15 protein-coding genes and 11 pseudogenes are annotated in these 22,575 nt (G+C 71.0%); 18 read left to right on the forward strand and 8 right to left on the reverse strand.

The window, feature by feature from the left end:
- From ABD794_RS10050 to ygfZ, 3 pseudogenes are all read left to right on the forward strand, one after another.
- Positions 1-999 (forward strand): annotated as a pseudogene (locus tag ABD794_RS10050) (ABC transporter substrate-binding protein).
- A 31-nt stretch (positions 1,000-1,030) separates the two neighbouring features.
- Positions 1,031-1,476, forward strand: a pseudogene (locus ABD794_RS10055) (Fur family transcriptional regulator).
- Positions 1,477-1,485: 9 nt separating this feature from the next.
- A pseudogene (gene ygfZ, locus ABD794_RS10060) lies at positions 1,486-2,464 on the forward strand (CAF17-like 4Fe-4S cluster assembly/insertion protein YgfZ).
- 183 nt (positions 2,465-2,647) lie between these two features.
- Here ygfZ and dtd read toward each other — a convergent pair.
- A pseudogene (gene dtd, locus ABD794_RS10065) lies at positions 2,648-3,072 on the reverse strand (D-aminoacyl-tRNA deacylase).
- A gap of 257 nt (positions 3,073-3,329) precedes the next feature.
- Between dtd and ABD794_RS10070 the strand changes: the two are divergent.
- The 3 genes and pseudogenes from ABD794_RS10070 (at position 3,330) to ABD794_RS10080 (ending at position 5,531) form a co-directional block, all read left to right on the forward strand.
- Positions 3,330-3,824: an RsiG family protein gene (locus ABD794_RS10070; protein ID WP_344962497.1), complete on the forward strand. Its 495-nt coding sequence runs from the start codon at positions 3,330-3,332 to the stop codon at positions 3,822-3,824.
- A gap of 101 nt (positions 3,825-3,925) precedes the next feature.
- Positions 3,926-5,168 (forward strand): annotated as a pseudogene (locus ABD794_RS10075) (GNAT family N-acetyltransferase).
- A gap of 27 nt (positions 5,169-5,195) precedes the next feature.
- Positions 5,196-5,531 (forward strand): winged helix-turn-helix transcriptional regulator, encoded by a 336-nt coding sequence (locus ABD794_RS10080; protein WP_344962499.1) that lies wholly within the window; start codon positions 5,196-5,198, stop codon positions 5,529-5,531.
- A 155-nt stretch (positions 5,532-5,686) separates the two neighbouring features.
- Here the strand turns inward: ABD794_RS10080 and ABD794_RS10085 are convergent, their stop codons facing one another.
- Positions 5,687-6,784: an alpha/beta hydrolase family protein gene (locus ABD794_RS10085; protein WP_344962501.1), complete on the reverse strand. Its 1,098-nt coding sequence runs from the start codon at positions 6,782-6,784 to the stop codon at positions 5,687-5,689.
- 164 nt (positions 6,785-6,948) lie between these two features.
- Between ABD794_RS10085 and ABD794_RS10090 the strand changes: the two genes are divergently transcribed.
- Both ABD794_RS10090 and ABD794_RS10095 read left to right on the forward strand, forming a co-directional pair.
- The gene (locus ABD794_RS10090; protein WP_344962503.1) at positions 6,949-7,431 is read left to right on the forward strand and encodes a hypothetical protein; all 483 of its coding nucleotides are present in this window, start codon (positions 6,949-6,951) and stop codon (positions 7,429-7,431) included.
- A 2-nt stretch (positions 7,432-7,433) separates the two neighbouring features.
- The gene (locus ABD794_RS10095) at positions 7,434-8,003 is read left to right on the forward strand and encodes an ArsR/SmtB family transcription factor (RefSeq protein WP_344962505.1); all 570 of its coding nucleotides are present in this window, start codon (positions 7,434-7,436) and stop codon (positions 8,001-8,003) included.
- Here the strand turns inward: ABD794_RS10095 and ABD794_RS10100 are convergent.
- Positions 7,979-8,740 (reverse strand): annotated as a pseudogene (locus ABD794_RS10100) (MerR family transcriptional regulator). The gene ABD794_RS10095 and the pseudogene ABD794_RS10100 overlap by 25 nt on opposite strands.
- 159 nt (positions 8,741-8,899) lie before the next feature.
- Between ABD794_RS10100 and ABD794_RS10105 the strand changes: the two are divergent.
- The gene (locus tag ABD794_RS10105; RefSeq protein ID WP_344962506.1) at positions 8,900-9,214 is read left to right on the forward strand and encodes a transposase; all 315 of its coding nucleotides are present in this window, start codon (positions 8,900-8,902) and stop codon (positions 9,212-9,214) included.
- Entirely contained in the window at positions 9,211-10,044 is an 834-nt protein-coding gene (locus tag ABD794_RS10110; RefSeq protein ID WP_344962508.1) for an IS3 family transposase, read from the forward strand. Before ABD794_RS10105 ends, ABD794_RS10110 begins: the two co-directional genes overlap by 4 nt.
- A gap of 318 nt (positions 10,045-10,362) precedes the next feature.
- On the opposite strand, the gene ABD794_RS10115 is transcribed toward ABD794_RS10110, so the two are convergent.
- Entirely contained in the window at positions 10,363-11,103 is a 741-nt protein-coding gene (locus ABD794_RS10115) for a dienelactone hydrolase family protein (protein ID WP_344962510.1), read from the reverse strand.
- Between the two features lie 239 nt (positions 11,104-11,342).
- Positions 11,343-12,189 (reverse strand): annotated as a pseudogene (locus tag ABD794_RS10120) (MerR family transcriptional regulator).
- Between the two features lie 175 nt (positions 12,190-12,364).
- Between ABD794_RS10120 and ABD794_RS10125 the strand changes: the two are divergent.
- The 3 genes and pseudogenes from ABD794_RS10125 (at position 12,365) to ABD794_RS10135 (ending at position 13,861) form a co-directional block, all read left to right on the forward strand.
- Positions 12,365-12,746, forward strand: a pseudogene (locus ABD794_RS10125) (helix-turn-helix domain-containing protein).
- A 41-nt stretch (positions 12,747-12,787) separates the two neighbouring features.
- Positions 12,788-13,378, forward strand: a complete 591-nt coding sequence (locus ABD794_RS10130; protein WP_344962512.1) for a hypothetical protein — start codon at positions 12,788-12,790, stop codon at positions 13,376-13,378.
- A gap of 144 nt (positions 13,379-13,522) precedes the next feature.
- A complete protein-coding gene (locus tag ABD794_RS10135; protein WP_344962514.1) occupies positions 13,523-13,861 on the forward strand; it encodes a DUF2516 family protein in 339 nt (112 codons plus the stop codon).
- Positions 13,862-13,867: 6 nt separating this feature from the next.
- Here the strand turns inward: ABD794_RS10135 and ABD794_RS10140 are convergent, their stop codons facing one another.
- Together ABD794_RS10140 and ABD794_RS10145 are read right to left on the reverse strand one after the other, a co-directional pair.
- On the reverse strand, positions 13,868-15,088 hold the full coding sequence (locus ABD794_RS10140; protein WP_344962516.1) for a PP2C family protein-serine/threonine phosphatase: 1,221 nt from the start codon (positions 15,086-15,088) through the stop codon (positions 13,868-13,870).
- A 331-nt stretch (positions 15,089-15,419) separates the two neighbouring features.
- On the reverse strand, positions 15,420-16,499 hold the full coding sequence (locus tag ABD794_RS10145) for a C40 family peptidase (protein WP_344962518.1): 1,080 nt from the start codon (positions 16,497-16,499) through the stop codon (positions 15,420-15,422).
- A gap of 132 nt (positions 16,500-16,631) precedes the next feature.
- Here ABD794_RS10145 and ABD794_RS10150 point away from each other — a divergent pair, with 132 nt between their 5' ends.
- The 5 genes and pseudogenes from ABD794_RS10150 to ABD794_RS10170 all read left to right on the forward strand — a co-directional run bounded on the left by ABD794_RS10150 (position 16,632) and on the right by ABD794_RS10170 (position 21,258).
- Positions 16,632-16,784 carry a hypothetical protein gene (locus ABD794_RS10150; RefSeq protein WP_344962519.1) on the forward strand — a complete coding sequence of 51 codons (153 nt, stop codon included), beginning with the start codon at positions 16,632-16,634 and terminating at the stop codon, positions 16,782-16,784.
- 81 nt (positions 16,785-16,865) lie between these two features.
- Positions 16,866-17,996, forward strand: a complete 1,131-nt coding sequence (gene pstS / locus ABD794_RS10155; protein ID WP_344962520.1) for a phosphate ABC transporter substrate-binding protein PstS — start codon at positions 16,866-16,868, stop codon at positions 17,994-17,996.
- Between the two features lie 130 nt (positions 17,997-18,126).
- A complete protein-coding gene (gene pstC, locus ABD794_RS10160; protein WP_344962521.1) occupies positions 18,127-19,125 on the forward strand; it encodes a phosphate ABC transporter permease subunit PstC in 999 nt (332 codons plus the stop codon).
- 914 nt (positions 19,126-20,039) lie between these two features.
- A pseudogene (locus ABD794_RS10165) lies at positions 20,040-20,426 on the forward strand (ABC transporter permease subunit); the annotation flags it as partial.
- Positions 20,427-20,461: 35 nt separating this feature from the next.
- A pseudogene (locus ABD794_RS10170) lies at positions 20,462-21,258 on the forward strand (phosphate ABC transporter ATP-binding protein).
- A 270-nt stretch (positions 21,259-21,528) separates the two neighbouring features.
- Here the strand turns inward: ABD794_RS10170 and ABD794_RS10175 are convergent.
- Positions 21,529-22,530 (reverse strand): annotated as a pseudogene (locus ABD794_RS10175) (anion permease); the annotation flags it as partial.
- Positions 22,531-22,575 lie beyond the last annotated feature (45 nt).

The following is a 22,575-nucleotide window of genomic DNA, read 5'->3' on the forward strand; positions in this document are numbered from 1 at the left end:
ATGACCTCCGTGATGCGAACCGCCCGTACAGCAGTTGCCCTGATCCCCGTCGTCGCCCTGGCCGGGTGCGGCGCGAAGGTCTCCGGATCGGAGGAGAAGCCCCGGTCGTCCGCCCACTACCCCGTCACCGTCTCCAACTGCGGCGTGAAGACCACGTACGACAAGGCCCCGCAGCGCGTGGTCACCAATGACGTCGGCATCGCCGAGATCATGTTCGCGCTGGGGCTGGAGAAGCACATGGCCGGCTATGTGGCCCCCGACTACCGCGCCAGCCGCCAGGACGTCCCCTGGAAGGACGGCTACGGCAAGGTCAAGTGGCTCTCCAAGAAGCAGATCAACAAGGAGATGGTGCTCGACGCCAAGGCCGACCTCGTCTTCGCGGGCTGGAACTACGGCTTCGGCGAGGGCGACAACTTCACCCCCGCGTCGCTGAAGAAGCTCGGCATCGGCTCGTACGTCCTCACCGAGTCCTGCCGCAGCGGCTCCGGCAACGAGCGCGGCGTGATGCCGCCGCTGGAGGCGCTGTACACCGACCTCACCACGCTCGGGAAGATCTTCGACGTGGAGGACCGGGCGGCGAAGCTCGTCGCCGACTTCCGCAAGAAGGTCGCGGACGCGCAGGCGGGCATCCCGAAGGACGGGAAGCGGCCGAGCGTCTTCCTCTACGACGACGGCCGCGACAAGCCCGTCACCTCGGGCGCGTTCGCGGGCCCGCACGACATCATCACCAAGGCCGGCGGCGACCACGTGATGGGCGACCTCAAGGACACCTGGACGACGGTGAGCTGGGAGACGGTGGTGGACCGCCGGCCCGAGGTGATCGTGATCAACAACTACGGGGCGGTGAGCGCCGAACAGAAGAAGGAATTCCTGCTCTCCTACCCGCCGCTGAAGGACGTCCCCGCCGTCAAGCACAGCGGATCTTCGTCCTGGACTACGTCGACCTCGTCGAGAGGCCCGCGCAACCCCGACGCCATCGCGGCCCTGGCCCGCTACTGAAGGGGGTCCGGGAGGCGTGAGCGCACCTAGACTGGGAGCGTGGTGGCACACCGACTGGCAGAGCGATCTCCGCAGGCGCGGCTACCGGCTGACCCCGCCAGCGCCAGCTCGTGCTGGAGGCGGTGGACCGGCTGGAGCACGCGACGCCGGACGACATCCTCACCGAGGTCAGGAAGACCGCCGTGGCGTCAACATCTCCACCGTCTACCGGACGCTGGAGCTCCTGGAGGAACTGGGCCTGGTCAGCCACGCCCACCTCGGGCACGGGGCTCCCACGTACCACCTCGCGGACCGGCACGACCACATACACCTCGTCTGCCGGGACTGCACCGGGTGATCGAGGCGGATCTGTCCGTGGCGGACGAGTTCACGGCCCGGCTCCGCTCGGAATTCGGCTTCGACACGGACATGAAGCACTTCGCGATCTTCGGCCGGTGCTCCTCCTGCCGGGCGGAGGCCGATTCCGCCGAGTCGTAGGCTGGGCGCATGCTGCGTCAATCGAAGAGCCCTCTGATGTCGCTGCCCGGCGCCGTCCCCGCCGAGGGCCCGGACGAAGGCGTCGCCGCGCACTACGGCGACCTGTTCCGCGAACAGCGTGCCCTCGCCGACGGTTCCGGCTTCGTCGACCTCTCCCACCGCGGGGTGGTCACCGTCTCCGGCCCCGAGCGGCTGAGCTGGCTGCACCTGCTGATCACCCAGCACGTCACCGAACTGCCGCCCGGGCAGGCGACGGACGCGCTGATCCTCACCGGAACGGCCACATCGAGCACGCGCTCTACCTCGTCGACGACGGCGAGACGGTCTGGGCGCACGTCGAGCCGGGCACGCAGGGCGAGCTGGCCGCCTATCTGGAGAGCATGAAGTTCTTCTACCGGGTGGAGGTGGCCGACCGGACGGACGAGTTCGCGGTCGTCCACCTGCGGCCGCTCGATCGCGCCCTCCCCCGACGGCGTCGTCGTCCGCGAGACGTCCCACGGCCGCGACCTCTTCCTCCCGCGCGAGCGGCTGTCGGCGCGTTCGCCGCCGACCACGCGCCCGCGGCGGGCGTCCTCGCCTACGAGGCACTGCGCGTCGAGGCGCACCGGCCGCGGCTGGGTCTGGAGACCGACCACCGGACGATCCCCCACGAGGTGGGGCTGATCGGTACGGCGGTCCATCTGCAGAAGGGCTGTTACCGCGGCCAGGAGACGGTCGCCCGCGTCCAGAACCTGGGCAAGCCGCCGCGGCGGCTGGTCTTCCTCCACCTCGACGGCAGCGAGGTCCACCTGCCCGGGCACGGCGCGCCGGTCCGCCTGGCGACGGACGGCCCCGAGGGGCGGCAGCTGGCTTCGTGACGACGTCGGCGCGCCATCACGAGCTGGGGCCGATCGCGCTGGCGCTGGTGAAGCGGAATGTTCCGGTGGATGCGGGGTTGGTGGTGGGGGAAGGGACGGCGGCGACGCAGGAGGTCGTGGTCGAGCCGTAGGGGTACGCATTCGCCCTTCGGGCGAAGTCCTCAAGCGCCGGACGGGCTCTTCAGCCCGTCGGCGCTTGAGGACAATCGCGCGGAGCGCGGTTTCGGGGGTCCAGGGGGCGAAGCCCCCGGCGGGGTGACGCAGGGGCGCAGCCCCTGCGAAAACGGATTAGGGCGGAGCGGGGAGCAAACCCCTCACACCTCCACCACCACCGTGAACGGCCCGTCATTCGTCAACGACACCTTCATGTCCGACCCGAACACCCCCGTCTCCACCCGCGCCCCCAACCCCCGCAACCCCGCCACGACCTCGTCGACGAGCGGCTCCGCCACCGCCCCCGGCGCCGCCGCGTTCCACGTCGGACGCCTCCCCTTCCGCGCGTCACCGTAAAGCGTGAACTGGGAGATCACGAGCAGCGGCGCCCCACGTCCGAACACGACTTCTCGTCCGCGAGGATCCGTACGGACCACAGCTTGCGGGCGAGCTGCGCCGCCTTCTCCGGGGTGTCGTCGTGCGTCACGCCGACCAGCACGCACAGTCCCTCGCCGACGATCTCGCCGACCGTCCGGCCGTCGACCACGACCGAAGCCCCGTTCACCCTCTGCACCACAGCACGCATGGCGTCCATGATGCCTGGCGCCCGTTCGGGGCCGTTCGGGTGGAGAGCGACTGCGGCGGGGCCGGGGGCAGTGGCACGATGCGTGCATGCGACGTGCGGGCGACGCGTTCGCACCCGGCGCGCGAGGGGACGGAGCCGCATGACCACACCCGCCGAAGGCCACCTCACCACAGAGGACCACCTCAAGACCCTCAGGGACGCCGTGGACAGTCTGAACGCGAGGCCGCCGAGCCAGCGCTCGGGCCGGCTCCGCGGACGTGCCCGTACGCCACCTCGGCGAGCTCCGCCTCCCGGAGCTGCGGGCGCTGCGCCGGGAGGCCCGGCAGGAGGAGGCCGACCTCAGCTATGTGCGCCGGCTGCTGCAGGGCCGGATCGACATCCTCCGGGCCGAGCTGGCCCAGCGGGCCGACGCGGCCGACGCGACCGCGGAGCCCCTGGTGGACCGGCTGTCGGAGATCCTCGCCGACGGCCCGTCCGGCGCACCGCTCCTCCGCCCGCCACGTGACGCTGGGCACGCGCACGCGGAGGAGTACCGGCGGCTGGCCGAGGACATGCTCGGCGAGGTCGCCCTGTCCGACCTGGCCGCCCGCACGGACGGCGAGCTGCGCGCCGCCCGGCTGCGGCTCGGCGCGTACGAGCGGCACGTCTCCGGCCGTCGCCGGCGGCTCCAGCGCACCGCGGACGACTGCGGCGCCGAGATCGCCCGCAGGTACCGCGAAGGGGAGGCGCAGGTGGACGACCTGCTGCCCTGAGACGGGTGGCGGCGTCCCCGAGCGGCCGTAACGGCCGGAACGGCGGGCCCCCGGGGGAAATGAAGGTGCGCCCGCCGCCTCCCGTCTCCTACCGTGCGGCCATGAGCACGGCCACCACCATACGGACCATCGACGGCACCGAACTCGGGGACTGGTTCCTCGGCGTCCGCACCGGCTTCCACATCTCCACCCCCGCCACCAAGGAGGAGATCGAGGGCCGCCGGGGCGGCATCGACTTCTCCCGGACGCAGGGCGCCTTCGACGCGGCCGCTGCGTGGGCACCTTCCGCAGCTTCGCCCAGCAGCTCACGCTGCCGGCGGCGCGGCGGTCCCGGTGAGCGCGGTCACCAACGTGACCGTCTCGGCGACGCACCGCCGGCGCGGCCTGCTCAGCCGATGATGGAGCGGGACCTGCGGGCCGCCAAGGAACGCGGGGACACCGGCGCGACGCTGCTCGCCGCCGAGTACCCGATCTACGGGCGGTTCGGCTTCGGCCCCGCCGCCCCGATCGCCGTCTGGGAGGTGGACACCGCCCGGACCGGACTGGACCGCCGCCGCTCCACCCCGGACGACGGCGGCCGCCTGGACTTCGTGGACGGCGCGACCGTGCGCGCGCTGGCCCCCGCCCTGCACGAGCGGGTGCGCGCCACCCGGCACGGCGTCGTCGACCGCGACGAGCGGTGGTGGCGCTTCGCCACCGGCGACCTCGCCCGGCCCGACTGGACCGAGCCCTTCCACGTCCTCCACCGCCGCGCCGGACGGCACCGTCGACGGGCTCCTCACCTACACCGTCGACGAGACCTGGTCCGCCAAGCGCCCGCAGAACACGGCGACCGTGCGCGACCTCATCGCGGCCACCCCCGCCGCGGAACGCGCCCTGTGGCACTTCCTGTTGACGTCCGACTGGGATCATGAAGGTCAACAGCGGCCTGCGCGCTGCCGACGACATCCTGCCGCTGCTGCTGCCCGACCAGCGGGCCGCCCGCATCACCACGCAGGCCGACTCCCTGTGGCTGCGCCCCGCTGGACGTCCCGGCGCTGCTGGAGGCGCGGACGTACGCCGTCCCCGGCTCGCTCGTCGTCGAGGTCGCCGACCCGGACGGGTACGCGGCCGGCCGCTGGCTCCTGGACGCCGCGGAGGACGGCGCGAGCTGCACCCCGACCGACCGCCCCGCGGAACTCTCCCTCTCCGCAGGCGATTTGGGCTGTCTGCTGCTCGGCGACGAGTCCGCCGTCCGCCTCGCCGCGGTCGGCCGCGTCACGGAGGACCGCCCCGGGGCGGCCGCCCCGCGCGGACACCCTGCTGCGGACCTCCCGCCGCCCCTGGTGCCCCGACGTCTTCTGACGCCGCGCCTCACGTCACGATGGGATCATGACCAAACAGCTGCCGTACCACTGCCCGATCGACGCGGCCATGCACGTCATCGAGGGCAAATGGAAGGTCCTCGTCCTCTGGGAGGTCGGGACCGGCCGCGCCGTTCGGGGAACTGCGCCGGGCGCTTCCGGCATCAGCGAGAAGGTCCTGGCGCAGCAGCTGCGCGAACTGGAGACGGACGGCATCGTCCACCGCGAGGTGCACGACACCGTGCCGCCGAAGGTCGAGTACACCCTGACGGACGAGGGCCGCGAACTGAACGCGGCGCTGGAGCCGTTGGGGGCGTGGGGACAGCGCCGGATGCGGGCGCCGGGGAGCGCGGAGGCGGCGTGAGCCGCGGTGTCCTCAAGCGCCGGACGGGCTGATTTTCAGCCCGTCCGGCGCTTGAGGACTTCGCCCGAAGGGCGAATGGGGTCCGGGGTCTCCCCGGGGAAACGGCGAAAGGGCGGGTCCGGGGCACAAACCCAGTAAAACGAACCGCCACTCCTTCACCGCACCCACGGCAGCCACTCCGCGAAGAACGACCCCACCAACGCCCTCCGGGCCCCCGTGCTCATCAGCCCGGCAGCCTCCAACTGCGGGGCCAGCGCCGCGTAATCGCTGAACACCCAGTGCGTGGCGGACACCATCCGCCTCCGTGACACCCGGCCCCTCACGGCCCCCCACGACCGCTCGAACCGCGCGTCGTCGAAGCCGTCCGTCCCCACCAGCAACAGCGGCCGACCGGTCCCCTCACGCGCCACAGGGAACAACTCCCCCGCCGGATCGTCCAGATACCCCTCCAGATTGACCGCCGCCCGGACCCTGCGGTCCTCGTGCATCGCCTCCGCGACGGCCGTCCCCCCGGCGGAATGCCCGTACAGCCCCACCCTCCGCGGATCGAGCGCCCGCCCGATCTCCTCGGGCAGGGCCCGCCCGGCCGCCAGCTCGTCCAGCACGAAACGGATGTCCGCGACCCGCGTCGCGACCATGGTCCGGAAGGTCTCCGTCCCGATCACCGGGGTCAGGGCCGTCGGGCGCACCCGGTCCCGCCCCGCCCGCGCCACCGGGAAGGCGACCTCGCTGGAGTCCCCGGGGTGGTCGAGGGCCACCACCACGTAGTCCCGGGAGGCCAGTTCCTCCGCGAGCGACGTGCCCATGGCGCGCGGCTCGCCGCCCCCGGGGCTGAACACCAGCACCGGCCGTCGCCGCCCGGCCGCCACGGGTGCGCCCGGGTGCGCGTGCGACGCGATGCCCGCCCAGTCGACACCGGCGGCCGGGAGCCCGTGCACCGGCACGTCGATCTGCCCGAAGAGCTCCACCGCGTCCCGGTCCATCTGCCGCCCGGCCGGATACCCCCGGACCGTCCGCGCCGGATAGAACACCGTCGCCATCACCTCGCGCACGGCGATCCCCGCGTCCCACGGATCGGGCCGCGACCGGTCGACCAGGTACAGCGGAACGGACCCGACCGGATGCGGGCCCGTCGGCGCCGGCAGCCGCGGTACGAACCGGCCCCCGGCCGCCCCCGCCGTCCCCGCCCATGCGGCGCCCCCGCCCCACAACAGCAGCCCCGCCCCCGAGGCCACGACCGCCCGTCGGCTCACTCCACTCGGTCCACTCGCCATCGCGAAACTCTCCCTCACGCCTGTGACTTCGGCCCTTGCGCCGTCCGCCGGACCGCACGAGCATGCTGGCGCGCCCCGGGGAGCACCGGCCAAGGTTCAGGCCCCGGCGCGAAACGATGGCGCGGAACCGCCGGGGAGACGCAGTGATCCGCATCCACTTCACGGGCACCGACTTCGCCCGGGTCCGCTTCGCGCCCCGGCCCGCGCCGCTCCAGGAGCTGAACGCCGCGCTGTCGATGCTCCTCGCCCGCGAGGACGAACTGCTCTTCGGCCGGTGGCGCCACCGGCTCCTCCGGTCGCTCCCCGCCGCGGCCGAACCGCTCGGCGACCTGGTCCCCGCCGGCGTGGCCCCGCGCTTCCTCGACGTGTACGAGGACGGGCTCGCGGAGGGCCTGGACGCGGTCCGCTCCCGCGCCGCCGCGCCTCGTCCGCGGAGCTGGCACGCGCGTACGCCGCGCACCCGGCGCCGCCCCCGCCCTGGGATCCGCGGCCTGTACCGCGGGGACGCCGACGCCTGGCGGCTCGTCCACCGGGCGCAGCGCGCGGCCTTCGAGACGGTGCTGCGGCCGGTGTGGGCCGGTGGTGCAGGAGCTGCACGCGGCGAGAGTTCACGCGCCATGCGCTGACGGTGGCGGAGGCAGGGGGTCGGCGCCGCCCTGGCCTCCCTGCTCCCGGGCGCCCGACTGCACGCGAATGTCCTGGAGTTGCCGTCCCCCGGCCCGGACGAGAACATCGGGCTCGACGGCCGGGGCCTCGTCCTCCTGCCCACGTTCCACTGGACGGGCCGCCCCTGATCTGCCGTCCGCCCGGCGAACCGCCCGCCCTGACGTACCCCGCGGGCCCCGGCCTGCCGCCGGCCCCGTCCGGCCTGCCGCCGGCCCCGTCCGGCCCGGCGGACGGCCTCGCGGCGGTCCTCGGCCGGACCCGCCTGGACGCGCTGCTCGTCCTGGCCGACGAACACTCCACGACGGGCCTCGCGCGGCGCCTGGGCGTCAGCAACGCGACCGCGTCGTCCCATGCGGCGGCGCTGCGCGGGGCGGGGCTGATCACGACGGCCCGTGCGGGGCGGGCGGTGGTGCACCGGCGGACGGCGCTGGGCACGCTCCTGGTGCGCCGCTCCGGAAGTAGCCCTCCCCGCCCCCGGCCGGACAGCGGCCTGCGCGGAGAGAGCCGTCAGCCCAGCCGGGCGTCGGCGTAGACGGCCATCGCCGCGCACTGGTACTCGGCCAGCCCGTCGGCGATCCTGTCATAGTTCGCACGGAACTCCGGATCGTCGGCGTAGTGCCGGCCCAGCCCCTTGTACGCCGCCGCGTCCGGCGTCCAGAACCGGCACACCCCGCGGTAATGGGCGTCCACCTCCGCCTGCACCGCGGCGTCGTCGACCGGCGTGCCCGCCGCCATGAACTCCGCGAAGCGGATCATCTGCGCCGTCACCTCGCGCTGCCACCGCTCCGTGTCCTCGGCGGTCATCGTCCCGACGGCCCGCCGCGACTGCTCCCACTGCTCCGGCCACCGCTCGCGCGCCTCGTCCGAGCGGTCCGACCCGTCGAAGCCCTCGAACAGGTTCTCCGGCCTGTTGATCCTCACCATGTCCCTGTCGCCCTCGCCTTCCTCCAGTTCGGCGATGGTGCGGCCGACCGTGCGGGCCAGCCGTCTCCAGCCGGTCCCGTTCCTCCAGCAGCCGCCGGTGGTGCTCGCGGAGCACGGCCACGCGGTCGACCTGGCTGTCCAGGACCGCCCGGATCTCCCGCAGGCCACGCCCAACTCCCGCATCAGCAGGATCTGCTGCAGACGCAGCAGCCCGGCCTCCTCGTAGTAGCGGTGGCCGTTGCTCCCGATCCCCGCGGGCGGCAGGAGGCCGATCTCGTCGTAGTGCCGCAGGGTCCGGGACGTCACCCCGGACATCCGGGCCACGTCCGCGATCGACCAGGCCATGGGCCCGCCTCGCCTTCCCTCGCCGGGCCGGTCCCTCCGGCCCGCTCACGACCGTAGAAGTTGACGCAACGGAAACCGCAAACCGACGCGGCTGAAGCTTCCCCTTGATCGTGGACACCTGGAGACTGGGACGTGAGAGCCCAGAGGAAGCAGCGCCAGGTGGGAAGCACGTACACGAAGCGGTACTCCGAGGAGTACAAGCGGGACGCGATCGAGCTCGTGAGGTCGTCCGGGCGGACGGTGACCGAGGTCGCCCGGGAACTCGGCATCAGCTCGGAGTCCCTGCGGGGCTGGGTGAAGAAGGATCGCGCCGCCCAGGAGGCCGGATCGGGCCCGGCCGGGCGGGCCGGCCAGAGTGCCGCCGACCGGGACGAAGAGCTGAAGCGGCTGCGGAAGCTGACCGCCGAGCAGGCGAAGACGATCGAGATCCTGAAAAAAGCGACTGCCTTCTTCGTGAAGGAGAGCGACCGGTGAGCGAGATATGCCGGTTCATCCACGCGGAGAAGGCGAACTACGCGATCACGCTGTTGTGCCGGGTGATGAAAACCGCCCGCTCCACCTACTACGCGTGGGTAGCCGGAACGGAGGCCCGCGAGGCGAGGCGGCAGGCCGATGAGGCCCTGGCGCACGAGATCACCGTGATCCACATCGCATCCCGGCGGAACTATGGCGTCCCGCGCGTCACCGCCGAACTACGCCGGCAGGGCCGAGTGGTCAACCACAAGCGGGTGGCACGGGTCATGCGGGAACACGGCATCGCCGGGCACACTCGACGCACCGGCCGCCGCAGCCTGACCAAGGCCGACACCAAGGCCGCCCCGTCACCGGACCTGATCGGCCGGGACTTCACCGCCACCCGCCCCGGAACGAAAGTTGTTGGGGACATCACCTACATCCCCACGGCCGAGGGCTGGCTCTACCTCGCCTCGTGGCTGGACCTGGCCACGCGCGAGATCATCGGATACTCGATGGCCGACCACCATCGCGCCGAGCTTGTCGTCGATGCCCTGGACATGGCCGCCGCACTGGGCCGCCTCGAACCAGGATGCGTGATCCACAGCGACCGCGGATCGGAATACACGTCCGGACAACTCCGCGGCAGACTCCGCGAGTTGGGATACCGGCAGAGCATGGGCCGGACCGGGAGCTGCTTCGACAATGCCGCCGCGGAAAGCTTCTGGGCCGTCCTCAAAGAGGAGATCGGCACCCGCTTCTGGCCCAGTCGGACCGCCGCCCGCGCCGCCGTCTTCGACTTCATCGAGACCTTCTACAACAGACGCCGCCTGCGCAAGCACATCCACTGAGGCTACCTCACACCCCACGAAACCCGCCTGCGCTACCGGCAAGACCAGGCCCTCGCGGCATAACGACATCGTGTCCAAGATCACGGGGAAACTTCACGCTCTGGGATGACCCGGCACCACGTGCGGTTACTCGTGAACACTCCGCGCCTGTCAGAACGGATGCGCCACTTGCTTCTCACCAGGGTGAAGCAGGCCCCACCGCCGTCATGAAGGAGTGCCGGAGCAGCAGCGCCGGCCTGGGCCGTATCTGCCGCGGCCAGGCCTACGGCGGCCGGCTCATCCCGAGTGGAACCGGCGGGCAGCTGCGGCGGTGAGGTGTCAGGCCGGTGTGGGGACGTGCCGGTCGAGGAAGGCCCAGGTGCGTTGCCAGGCAGTCTCGGCGGGGCCGGGGCGGTATTCCTGGGAGCGGTGGTCGCTGGCGAAGGCGTGTCCGGCGTTCTCGTAGACGTGCTGGACGAAGTCGGCGCCGGCCGCGCGCAGGGCGTTCTCGGTCGCCTGGACCTGGTCGGCGGTGATGACGTGGTCCTCGGCGCCGACGTGCAGCATCATGGGCGAGTCGATGGAGGCGGCGCGGTCGAGTACGGCGTGCGGGCCGGCGGCGATGTAGGAGCCGTAGAAGACGACCGTGGCCCCCAGGCCGTCCACGCCCGTGGCTGCGGTGAATGCCACCCGGCCCCCGAAGCAGAACCCGACCAGCACGCACCGGCCGACGGGAATCCCCTCCATTTCGGCCAGGTGCGTGAGCACGGCCCGGACGTCGGTGACGATGGCGTCCGGCCCGGTTGCGTCCGCCAGTTCCAGGGCCTCGGGGAGCCGGTCGTAGGGGAGTGTTTCCACGCCTGCGCGGTGGAACAGGCTGGGGGCCAGTGCGAGCCAGCCACGGCCGGCGAACCGCCGGGCGATGTCCTGGATGTAGTCGTTGACCCCGAACACCTCCTGGAACACCACCACCGCCCGGTCGGCCGCGGCCGGACGAGCGGTGAAGACGCGCATCGGCCCGTCGTCCGTTCCGACCGTGACCCAGTCGGTGGCCGGGGAAGTTGAGCTCTTGTCACCCACGGTGGCATCAGGCCTTCACGCTCGTCAGCATTGCGTAACCAGCATCTGGCTCCCCGGCAGTCTTCGCCAGCAGGCAGCCCGCATATCGGTCTCGATCATCTTTGGCAGAGCCGTCCAGAATCCCCGCGTACGGCCGGTTGGGATGCCACTCTCCGTTTCGGCTCGGCACCGGCGCCTGATGCGGTCGGTCATGTGCGGAGGGGCCGGCCGCCGGGGCGCGTTGGCGGCGGCACCGGCGATCAGCCGTCCTGTGCGGCGGCGTCCTGGCCGAGGAGTTGTGCCGTGAGTTCGATGCAGCGCATCCGGGCGGGGGAGTAGTCGTAGGGCATCTTGGTGACTGCTTCGAGGGCACCCATCTGCGCGTCCTCCTCCCCTTCCGGGCCTGCGTCGTAGGTCTCGAAGAGCTCCTCGTCGGCCGCGTCCAGTCCGGCCGCCTCGATGGCCTGCTGCAGGGCTTTGTGGTGGGCGAATTCCTGTGCTGCGAGTTCGTCGACGCGCGGGTCGTGGGGATCGACGCTGTCGTCGAGGGCCGCCTCGGCCGCGTCGAGCCGGTCCTGTTCGGCCCGCAGGCCGGGGTGCGTGGCCAGCACGATGAGCACGCCGGCCTGCATGGCGGCGCCCAGTGGGCCGAAGATCCGTTCCGTGACCAGCAGGGCGTCCAGGTCGGAGGAGCGCAGTGTGCCCGGCGGCAGGTCGCTGAGGCGGTCCGTCACCGGTTCGGAGAGCAGTCCCAGTGGGCTGCCCACGGTTCGCAGGCGCTGGACGGCGGCGCGCTGGCGTTTGAGGTCGGCCTCCTTGGCGGCCAGGGTCTCGTCCAGCCGGCCCAGGGTCTCCTCGATGTCCCGGGCTTCGTCGAAGGCGGCCCGCATGTCGTCCAGGCTGATGCCGGCGTCTGCCATCTTGCGGATCCACAGCAGTCGGATCATGTCGTCGTAGCCGTAGCGGCGGCGGCCGTCCCCGCCCCGCTCGGGGCTCCGGCAGCAGACCGATCTGGTGGTAGTGGCGAATGGCGCGCGGGGTCGTCCCGGCGAAGGCGGCGGCATCACCGATCTTGACCTGGCGGGGAGGCGTGACGGAGGGGTGCATCGCGGAAGGAGCCTTTCGTGCCGTAGTGCCTCGACGACACCACATGCCGCTACGGCAGGTGCAACAACACACCACCCGGGCACTGGCCACCGAAGGAGCCGGTCTTCACAGCCCCGCATAAACCTGAGCAAGCAGTCGCTTGCAAAAGTTAGCAAGGTGCGGCAGCATCGGCGACATGGCATCGCTCAACGTCGGCAATCTCGGCGAGTATCTGCGCGAGCAGCGGCGCAACGCGCAGCTGACGCTGCGTCAACTCGCCGACGCGGCGGGAGTGTCCAACCCGTATCTCAGCCAGATCGAGCGCGGCCTGCGCAAGCCGAGCGCCGAGATCCTCCAGCAGCTGGCCAAGGCCCTGCGGATCTCCGCGGAGACGCTGTACGTGCAGGCCGGGATCCTCGACGAGCGGAGCCGGGAGGGAGGCGGAGGTCCGCAGCGTGATCCTCGCCGACCCCTCGATCACCGAACGGCAGAAGCAGATTCTGCTGGAGATCTACGACTCGTTCCGCAGGGAGAACGGGTCGTCGAAGGACAACGACGACAGCAAGCCCTCCGGCTGACCCCACGCGGCAGCCGGTTCGCGAGACGGGAGACCCATCGCATGGCCATCACCCAGGACATCCGCAAGGCCGCCACCGACACCGCCTACGCCGCGGCCGGGGCGGCCGACCTCGCCGCCGAGAAGCTCGGGCAGGTCGTCGCCGAGGCCCCCGCGCGGTTCGAGCAGCTGCGCCGCACGGACACCAAGGCCCTGGGCGACCGGGTCAGCAAGGGGGCCAAGGAGGCCCAGGACCGGGTCACCGCCAAGGTCGGCGAGATCGTCGGGACCCTGGACGGGGACTTCAAGAAGCTCGGCCAGACCGTGCAGGACCTGGCGCTGCAGGGCGTCGGCCAGGCCGTCGGGCTCGCCGCGAAGGGCGGCGAGGCCTTCGACAAGCTGGCCGAGCGCGGCCGCGAGGCCGTGAAGACCTGGAACGGCGAGCAGCCGGCGAAGGAGGCCGCGGAGATCCCCGTGGCCACCGAGCCGCAGGAGCAGGCGGCCGCGGAGGACGCCAAGGCGGAGGACGCCAAGGCGGAGGATGCCGCGGCGGAGGACGCCAAGGCCGAGGACAAGCCCGCCGCGAAGAAGCCCGCCGCGCGCCGCACCACCACGGCCCGCAAGACCGAGGCCAAGGCGGACGACGCCTCGTAGCGGCACCGGCCCCGGCGGCGGCACCGGCCGGAAACGATCCGGGCACCTCGCCGGTGCCCGGTTCGTTCCCCGGGTACGGTGGGCAGCAAGGGGCTGACCGTACGCGTCGCGGACGACGTCGCAGACGACAAGAGGTGGGCGGCAATGCTGGTACAGGGCTTCAACATGATCTGGGGCTGGATCTCCCTCGGCCTCCTGGTCTTCGCACTGGCCGCCTTCGTCAACGCGGCCGTCCACCGCGACGACGCGTACCGGGCCGCGGGCAAGCAGAACAAGGGCTTCTGGCTGATCATCCTCGGCATCACGGTCGCCGTGAACTTCTTCCTCGGCGTCCTGAGCTTCCTGCCGATCCTGGGGCTCGTCGCCACGATCGTCTACTTCGTGGACGTGCGCCCGGCCCTCAAGCAGGTCTCCGGCCGCGGCCCGCGCCGCCGCGGCTCCAGTTCGGACGGTCCGTACGGGCCGTACAACGGCGGCCGGTAAGGGAATTCAGAGGCGGTCGAGCAGCAGGACGGCCAGGTCGTCCGTCAACTCCTCGCCGTTCAGGGCGCGTACCTCCGCGACGGCGGCGTCGAGGAGCTCCTCGCCGGCCAGCCCCTCCTTCATCCGACGGGTGATCATCTCGACCATCCCCTCCTGGCCGAGCCGCCGCGCGCCGTCGCCCACCCGGCCCTCTATCAGGCCGTCGGTGTACATCAACAGGCTCCAGGAGTCGCCGAGTTCGACGTCCAGGCGGGGCCAGCGGGCCCCGGCGAGCAGGCCGAGGGCCGGCCCGCCGCCCTCCTGCGGCAGCAGACAGGGCTGCTCGCCGCCGCGGGCGAGCAGCGGGGCCGGGTGCCCGGCCAGGTGGAGCGCCGCGGAGCGGCCGTCCGGCGCGATCTCCAGCATGCACAGCGTCGCGAAGATCTCGTGATCGGCGCGTTCGTGCTCCAGCACCTCCTCCAGCGTGCGGAGCAGCGCCTCGCCGCCCAGCCCGGCGAGGGTCAACGCCCGCCAGGCGATGCGGAGTTCGACGCCGAGGGCGGCCTCGTCGGGGCCGTGGCCGCAGACGTCGCCGATCATCACGCGCACGGTGCCGTCGGGGGTGCGCACCGTGTCGTAGAAGTCGCCGCCGAGCAGGGCGCGGCTGCGGCCCGGCCGGTAGCGGGCGGCGAAGCGCAACTCCGAGCCGGCGAGCAGGGGGTTGGGCAGCAGCCCGCGCTCCAGCCGGGCGTTCTCCTGGGCGCGCAGCCGGGTCTCGGTGAGCTGCCGCTGGGCGAGGTCGGCGCGCTTGCGCTCGACGGCGTAGCGGACGGCGCGGCTGAGCACGGGGCCGTCGAGCTCGTCGCGGTGGAGGTAGTCCTGCGCGCCGACGCGGACGGCCTCGGCGGCGCGCTCGGCGTCGTTCCCGGAGGTCAGCGCGAGCACGGCGTGGCGCGGGGCCAGGCGCAGCACGTGGCGCAGGGCCTCCAGCCCGTCGGGCGCGCCGTCCACGGCGGGCAGGTCGAGGTCGAGCAGGACGCAGTGGACGTCGTCGGTGAGCAGCCGCTCGGCCTCGGTGAGGTTGCGCGCGGTGCGGATACGGACGGGTTTGCCGGTCACCGTCGTCGTGTCGGCCGGCTCGGGCACGGAGAGCGACCCCGCCGGATCGTCCTCGATGACCAGCAGGGTCAGCCCGCCGTCGGGCGGCCCTGCGGAGGTCTCCGCGGGGCCGGGTGCGGTTACGGGCATCACGTCGGTTTTCCTTCCTCTCCCGGCGGCTGCCGGGAGGTGCCCCCCGAGGCGGCTCCCCGAGGAGCGGCACCCGACGTGACAGTAGCGGGAGGGCGCGGACGAACGGAATGGTACGGAGCCACCCGCCTCTGTCATATGCCGTTGCCAACGGTGCTTTTGGGGCGGGGAGGAGGGAATGCGCCATGAGATACCTCACGCCGCACGCAGGCGTCCGACGGGCGTTCCGGAGCGCGAGTGACGGGGGTTACGTGACGCGCGCCTCAAGCCTGTTGCGTGACGCGCATCTCAACTCCCTTACGTGACGCGCGTCTCAGCCGTCGCGCCGGGTTCAGCCCGGCCGGACCACCCCGAGGATCGGCATCGAGCCGGCCCCCGCGAGCGTCACCTGCCGCCCGGGCCGGGGCGCGTGCACCATCGTGCCGTCGCCGATGTACATCGCCACGTGGCTGGCGTCCGAGAAGTAGATGATCAGGTCCCCGGGCCGCATGTCCTTGACCTCGACCTTGGGGAGCTGCCGCCACTGCTCCTGCGAGGTGCGCGGTATCGGGTGCCCGGCCGTGGCCCAGGCCCGGGAGGTGAGGCCCGAGCAGTCGTAGGTGTCGGGGCCGACCGCGCCCCACACGTAGTCCTTGCCCATCTGCGCGGTCGCGAACTCGACCGCGCGCCGGCCGATGTCGGTGGCCGAGCCCGTGGAGTTCTTGAGGGAGAGGCCCTTGACCGCGTCGGAGGCGAGCCACTGCTGCTGGGCCTGGCGGGCCTTCTCCTCCTCCAGCTTCCGCAGCCGCTCGCGCTCCTTGTCCTCCAGGCGGGATTCGAGCTTCTTCGCGGCGTCGAGCCGGGACTCGATCTCCTTCTTCGCGGCTTCCTTCTTCTTCCGCTCCTCCTTGAGCCGCTTCCAGCGCTCGTCGGCCGCCTTCGCGTAGCGGCCGAGCTCCTCCTTGACCGACTCGGTCTCGGCGAGCAGGCGGCGGGTGGCGTCCTGGCCGCGGCGGGTCGAGTCGAGCGCGGCGAGGAAGTCGTCGGGCGAGGGGGCCAGGAAGAGCCGGGCGGAGGGGGCCAGTCCGCCGGAGCGGTACTGGGAGCGGGCGAGCTCGCCGATGCGGTCCTCGATCTCCTGCCGCCGCTTCTCGGCGTCGGCGACCTTCCTGGCAAGGCCGGAGACGTTCTTCTCCTGGAGCTTGGCCTGTTCGTCGGCGGCGTTGTACTCGTCGGTGGCCGCCTCGGCCTTGCGGTAGAGGGACTCCACCTCCTTGCGGACGTCCTCCAGGCTCCGCTGCGGCGGCGCCGGATCGGCCCACGCGGCCTGGGGTACGGCCGCCACGGCGGCGCAGACGAGAGCGGTGGCGACGAGCACGCGCCGGGCGCGCGGCGTTCTCCGTACGCCTCTGTACTCAGCGTCCACGCCCATGTCGTCCATGGCCCCGCCGTTCCGCCCCACCGGACACCTCCGCGACTCGACCCCCCACGGCTTCACATGCCGCAACGCGCGGAACGGATCGTGTCACGAGCGTCACAAAACCAACAGAGAGCTGCGTCACACTTGGCCGGAATCCCGTTCTGGCGAGATCCGTTCGGCAACGCCCTCCTGATGGCCGAGGTTCACCGTGTGTTCACCCCACCCCTTCGACGGCTTCACCTGATCTGCTTAATTTCGGCCGTGGAACAGGGCTGCACGGTCACCGCCACCGCGTGACCGCGCTGTGGAAACTCCCGGCACCGCACCCACCTCTCGCACGCCGCCCCCGCGGCGGCCATCGGAAGGAACACCCGAAAAGTGAAGCTTCAGCGCAAGAACCGGCTCCGGGCCGTCGCCTTCGGCGCCATCGCCGTCTCCGGCGCCCTGGTCCTCACGGCGTGCGGCTCCGACGACAACAACGGCGGCGGCTCCGGCGGCAGCGGCTCCTCCAAGGCCGCGTCCAACGTCAAGTGCGACGGCAAGGGCCAGCTGCTGGCCTCGGGCTCGTCCGCGCAGAAGAACGCCATGGACCTGTGGGTCAAGAACTTCTCGGCGGCCTGCAAGGACATCCAGATCAACTACAAGGCCACCGGCTCCGGCGCCGGCATCCAGGAGTTCCTGGCCGGCAAGACCGCCTTCGCGGGCTCCGACTCGCCGCTGAAGCCGGAGGAGGTCGCCAAGTCCAAGGACGTCGTCAAGGGCGGCCAGGGCATCAACCTCCCCATGGTCGGCGGCCCCATCGCCATCGGCTACAACGTCCCGGGCGTGGACAACCTGGTGCTCGACGCGGACACCCTCGCCAAGATCTTCGACGGCAAGATCGAGAAGTGGAACGACTCCGCGATCGCCAAGCTCAACAAGGACGCGAAGCTCCCCGATCTGAAGATCCAGGCCTTCCACCGCTCCGACGAGTCGGGCACCACGGACAACTTCACCAAGTACCTCAAGGCCGCCGCCGACAAGTCGTGGCCCTACGCCCCCGCCAAGGCCTGGGCCCCCAAGGGCGGCCAGGCGGCGGACGGTTCGGCCGGCGTCTCCTCCCAGGTCAAGCAGACCCAGGGCGCCATCTCCTACTTCGAGCTGTCCTACGCCACGGCGAGCAGCATCAAGACGGTCAAGCTGAACACCGGCGCCTCCGCCCCGGTCGAGGCCAGCTCCGACAACGCCTCCAAGGCCATCGCCGAAGCGAAGATCACCGGCCAGGGCAAGGACCTCGCCCTCAAGCTCAACTACACCACCAAGGCCGAGGGCGCCTACCCGCTGACCCTGGTGACCTACGAGATCGTCGGCGACAAGGGCAACAAGGCCGAGACCCTGCCCGCCACCAAGTCCTTCCTGACCTACGTCGCGAGCGAGGAGGGCCAGTCCGTGCTCAAGGGCCTGGGCTACGCCCCGCTCCCCGCCGAGATCGCCAAGAAGGTCCGCGAGAACGTCGCGAGCCTCTCCTGAACCGTACGGCCGGCCCCGCCCCGGAGCTCCCCCTCCGGGCCCCGGCCGGCCGTGCCGTCCGGTGCACCGCCGCACCGGGGCCGGGCCCACCGCGCCCGGCCCCGCAGACCGGAGACCTCCCGTGGACGACATGGACATAACGACCTCAGCAGAACCTCCCGCCGCACCGACCGGGGCCACCGCCCGCCCCGGCGACCGGATCTTCCTCGGGCTCTCCCGGGGCTCCGGCATCCTCCTCCTGGTGATCATGGCCGCCATCGCGGTCTTCCTCACCGTCCGCGCCGCGCACGCGCTGTCGCAGGACCACGGCAACTTCCTCACGACCTTCGAGTGGAACGCCAACGCCGAGCCGCCGGTCTTCGGCATCGCGGTCCTCGCCTTCGGCACGGTCGTCAGCTCGCTGATCGCGATGCTCCTCGCCGTGCCGGTCGCCATCGGCATCGCGCTCTTCATCTCGCACTACGCGCCGCGCAGGCTGGCCGCCCCGCTGTCGTACGTCATCGACCTGCTGGCCGCCGTGCCCTCGATCGTCTACGGCCTGTGGGGCGCCCTGTTCCTGGTCCCGCACCTGGGCGGGCTCTACTCCTGGCTGGACGACTGGTTCGGCTGGACCGGCGTCCTGGCCTACCACGACGGCGCCGCGCGCTCGCTGTTCACCATCGGCATCCTGCTGGCGATCATGATCCTGCCGATCGTCACCAGCGTCAGCCGCGAGGTCTTCCTCCAGGCCCCCAAGATGCACGAGGAGGCCGCGCTCGCGCTCGGCGCGACCCGCTGGGAGGTCATCCGGATGTCGGTGCTCCCCTTCGGCCGCTCCGGCGTCATCAGCGCCTCGATGCTCGGCCTGGGCCGCGCGCTCGGCGAGACGATGGCCGTCGCGACGGTCCTCTCCCCCAGCTTCCTGATCTCCAAGAGCCTGCTCGACCCGGGCGGCGGCACGTTCGCCCAGAACATCGCGAGCAGCTTCAAGGAGTCCGGCGAGACCGGCAAGGACGCGCTGATCGCCTCCCTCCGGAACCTCGCCTCACATGCCTCGTATCCACTGACCCCACATGTCTGCGTCAACAGGCAAAGCGTAGGCCGGATGATCATGCCCCGCGCCGCAAGGATGCGTTCACACGGCATCTGAGCGACGTGCACCCTGGGCCGGCGCCCCTGTGCCGGGCTACAGACGAATGCGGTCCCCGTCCACCACAAACATGCGCAACAGGCCTACGCCGTTGGACTATCGATTCCCCGCGTGGGACTCACATGCACGCATTGATCGCTCGAGGCCCAAAGCATCTACGGCCAGCCGCACAGGTCAGGTCGTTGCTTGGCAGAGTCGCCTCAGGGGTCCCCATGGTCTCAGCACCTACCCACGAACTGTGCGAAGGTCCATCACTAAGTCACTGCCTCGGTCGCCGCTCGTGCTATCTTCGTCGCCCTCACCTACGGGTCCGTTTCTGGACGGCCTCGCGTCGAGCGGCTTCCGGCTAGCCCACAGGACCGCTCGCCACCAGCCTGGTGTGACCGCTTCCTGATCGCGCGTCGTCACCGCTCGTCTCGCTGATCTGGGAGACCGTCGGCGCGACGCGCCTAGTGAAGTCCTCGACTGTGGGCGGGCTTACCCCTGTCCACTCCATGAGTCCGAGCCTGTGACCATGCAGACGTGCGACTATCCAGGCCCGGGCGCCTGACGTCTACCACGCATGGATCATCCGGCAACCTCTGCGAACAGGTTCACGCCTCGCCACGCATCACGCGCCACACGCGGCACTCTTTTTCGGTGAGGCCTGCACTCCCGCTCGGTGCTACCTCACCGTCGCTCACGAGTACACGGCGCGCGGTGCGGCTACGCCAAGGCCTGTGACCTCTTCGTGGACGTCATGACCGCGCCCATCCGTCCAACACACTCGATCGTCGTCCGGCTGTGTCAGTCCGCAGCTGTCTGGATATCACGATCGTGCTGGACTTCGGCGTACTCCGCTATTTCGCCGGCTTTGCGTACCTTGCTGCCCTGGCGTATCCTGATGCTGCCGTCGTCGGGCATCCCCAGCTCCAACGACGGAGATGCTCAAGCTCGTCTCCCACACGAGCTGCGCGAGGCGTCCTCGCCCTCGGCGGTTGCCAAGTGGCGGAACGATCCTCAAGGTCGTCCTTGCCACCGCCATCGGCGGCATCGCCACCGGCGTCATGCTCGCCGTCGCCCGCATCGCGGGCGAGACGGGCCGATCGTGCTGCTGGTCTTCGGCTCGCAGGTGATCAACAACAACCCCTTCGACGGAGCGCCAGTCCTCCCTCCCCCTACACATCTACGAGCAGTGGGCGGCGGGGGCAACGACGCCAGCTTACGACCGCGCCTGGGCGGCGGCCTCGTCCTGATTCGCCTTCGTCATGATCCTCAACCTGGTGGCCCGCGGCATCGCCCGCTGGAAGGCCCGAAGAACACCCGCTGAAAGGCACGATCCCCATGGTCCAAGCGAATCGACCAGTCAGCGGCCTCTCCGCCTACTACCACCGGCGCCCACAAGGCCATCGACGACATCTCGATGACCGTGAGACGCCGCGCTCGGTGACCGCCTTCATCGCGGCGTCCGGCTGCCGGCAAGCCATCCATCCTGCGCACCCTGAACCGGAATGCACGAGGTCACGCCCGGCAGGCCGCGTCGAGGGCTAAGGTGCTGCCTCGACGACGAGAACCTCTACGGGCCGGGCGTGGCACCCCGTCTCCCGTCGCGCACACCCGTCGGCATGGTCTTCCCAGCGGCCGAACCCGTTACAGACGATGTCCAATCTTACGAGAACGTCGTGGCGGGCGTCAGCTCTCAAACGGCGGCCGTCTGCGCAAGGCGGACCTCGACGCGATCGTCGAGAAGTCGCTCAAGGCGCAGCGAACTGTGGGAAGGAGGTCAAGGACCGGCTGAACAAGCCGGGCGCGGCCTCTTCAGGAGGCCCAGCAGCAGGGCTGTGCAATCGCCCGCGCGCATAGCCGTCGAACCGCAGGTCCTGCTCATGGGACGAAGCCCTATGCGCACCTCGACCCGATCTCCACGCTCGCCATCGAGGACCTCATCGGTGAGCTCAAGGAGCGCTCACGATCGTCATCGTGACCCACAACATGCAGCAGGCGGCCACGGCGTCTCCGACCGCACGGCCTTCTTCAACCTCGCCGGGGTCGGACAGCCCGGCGAACTGGTCGAGATCGACGACACGGAAGCGGATCTTCTCCAACCCGTCGGTCCAGGCCACGGAGAGGACCACACAATCTCGGGACCGCTGACCGGGAACCGGAGGTTGTGGGGCAGGCGTTCCTAACTGTTGTGGGCAGGCGTTCCGCAGGGCTCGGGGGGCACCTCCAGCGGTGCTGGGGAGGGTGGGCACAAACCCCAACACACCGCGCCCGCACCCACCCCCGAGACACGCAATCGCCTCCGACAGCGACTGCATGGCCAGGTTGCCGCCGCGAGGCAAAGGGGCCCGCCCCCGGTGCGTTACAAACGCACCGAGGGCGGGCCCAACCTTTCCCCGAAGGGTCAGCCGGAGACGAGGTCACACCCCAGAAGGCAAGCGCAGCGACAAGCGCCGCAGCCGGCCATCGTGATGGAACCAGCGAGGATGATGTTCTTCGCAAACACCCACCGCAACCGCGTTGGACCCGCTTGGTCGCCCCGACGCCATGATCGCCGACGTGATGACATGCGTCTGTGAGATCGGCCGCGTGGAAACAAAAACGCGGTGGTGAACATGACGGACGCACCGGTCGTCTCCGCCGCGAAGCCTGCGGCGGGTCGAGCCGATGATCTTCCGTACCCAGGTGCGCATGATGCGCCAGCCGCCCGCGTACGTACCCAGCGAGAGAGAGCATCAGCGCACAGGCGATCTCTCACCCAGACCGGATGGCCGCGCCCTGTCCTGCACATCGCCGAGACCAGGGCCATCACCACGATGCCCATGGTCTTCTGGGCATCCTGCAGGACTGTGACGAGCGCCATGCGGCGCCGACAACCGTCTGGGCGATCGGAAGCCGCGCTTCGCACTTGTGCGGGGTTGCCTGCGGAACATCCACATGATCGCGACCATCACCAGATAGCGAGGAATCAGGCCGACGAACGGCACGAGAGGACACATACGGGATGACGATCTTCTCGACGACGCCCGACCAGTACTGACCGTCGTCCGCCCGCGACGAGCGCCGCGCCCACCATGCCGCCCGAACAGGGGCGTGCGAGGAGGACGAGGCAGGCCGACAGTACCAGGTGACCAGGTTCAGGCGATCGCGCCGATCAGGGCCCGCGAAGAGGAGCCCATCCCCTTGTCGCCCACCGGCGTCTCGATCAGGCCTCCAACGACGGTCTTCGCGACCCCGCTGCCACAGGGAAGGCACCGGCGAGGTTCATCACCGCCGCCATTCGCCAGGGCCGGCGCGCGGGAGTCAGTGCCCGCGTGGAGACGACGGTCGGCGATGGGCGATTCGCGGAGTCGTGGAAGCCGTTCGTATAGGTGAATCCTGAGCGCGACCGCGATGGTCACGACAATGTGCAAACGTATCCACCGGGGGTCAGGACTCCTTGACCGCGATCGTCTCGACCGTGTTCGC

The organism is Streptomyces thioluteus, assembly GCF_039535865.1.

Coding starts and splice junctions, on each gene's coding strand:
- ABD794_RS10080 (WP_344962499.1), top strand. CDS start 5,196: ATGACCAAACAGCTGCCGTACCACTGCCCGATCGACGCGGCCATGCAC.
- ABD794_RS10130 (WP_344962512.1), top strand. CDS start 12,788: ATGGCCATCACCCAGGACATCCGCAAGGCCGCCACCGACACCGCCTAC.
- ABD794_RS10135 (WP_344962514.1), top strand. CDS start 13,523: ATGCTGGTACAGGGCTTCAACATGATCTGGGGCTGGATCTCCCTCGGC.
- ABD794_RS10140 (WP_344962516.1), bottom strand. CDS start 15,088: ATGCCCGTAACCGCACCCGGCCCCGCGGAGACCTCCGCAGGGCCGCCC.
- ABD794_RS10145 (WP_344962518.1), bottom strand. CDS start 16,499: ATGGGCGTGGACGCTGAGTACAGAGGCGTACGGAGAACGCCGCGCGCC.
- pstC (WP_344962521.1), top strand. CDS start 18,127: ATGGACATAACGACCTCAGCAGAACCTCCCGCCGCACCGACCGGGGCC.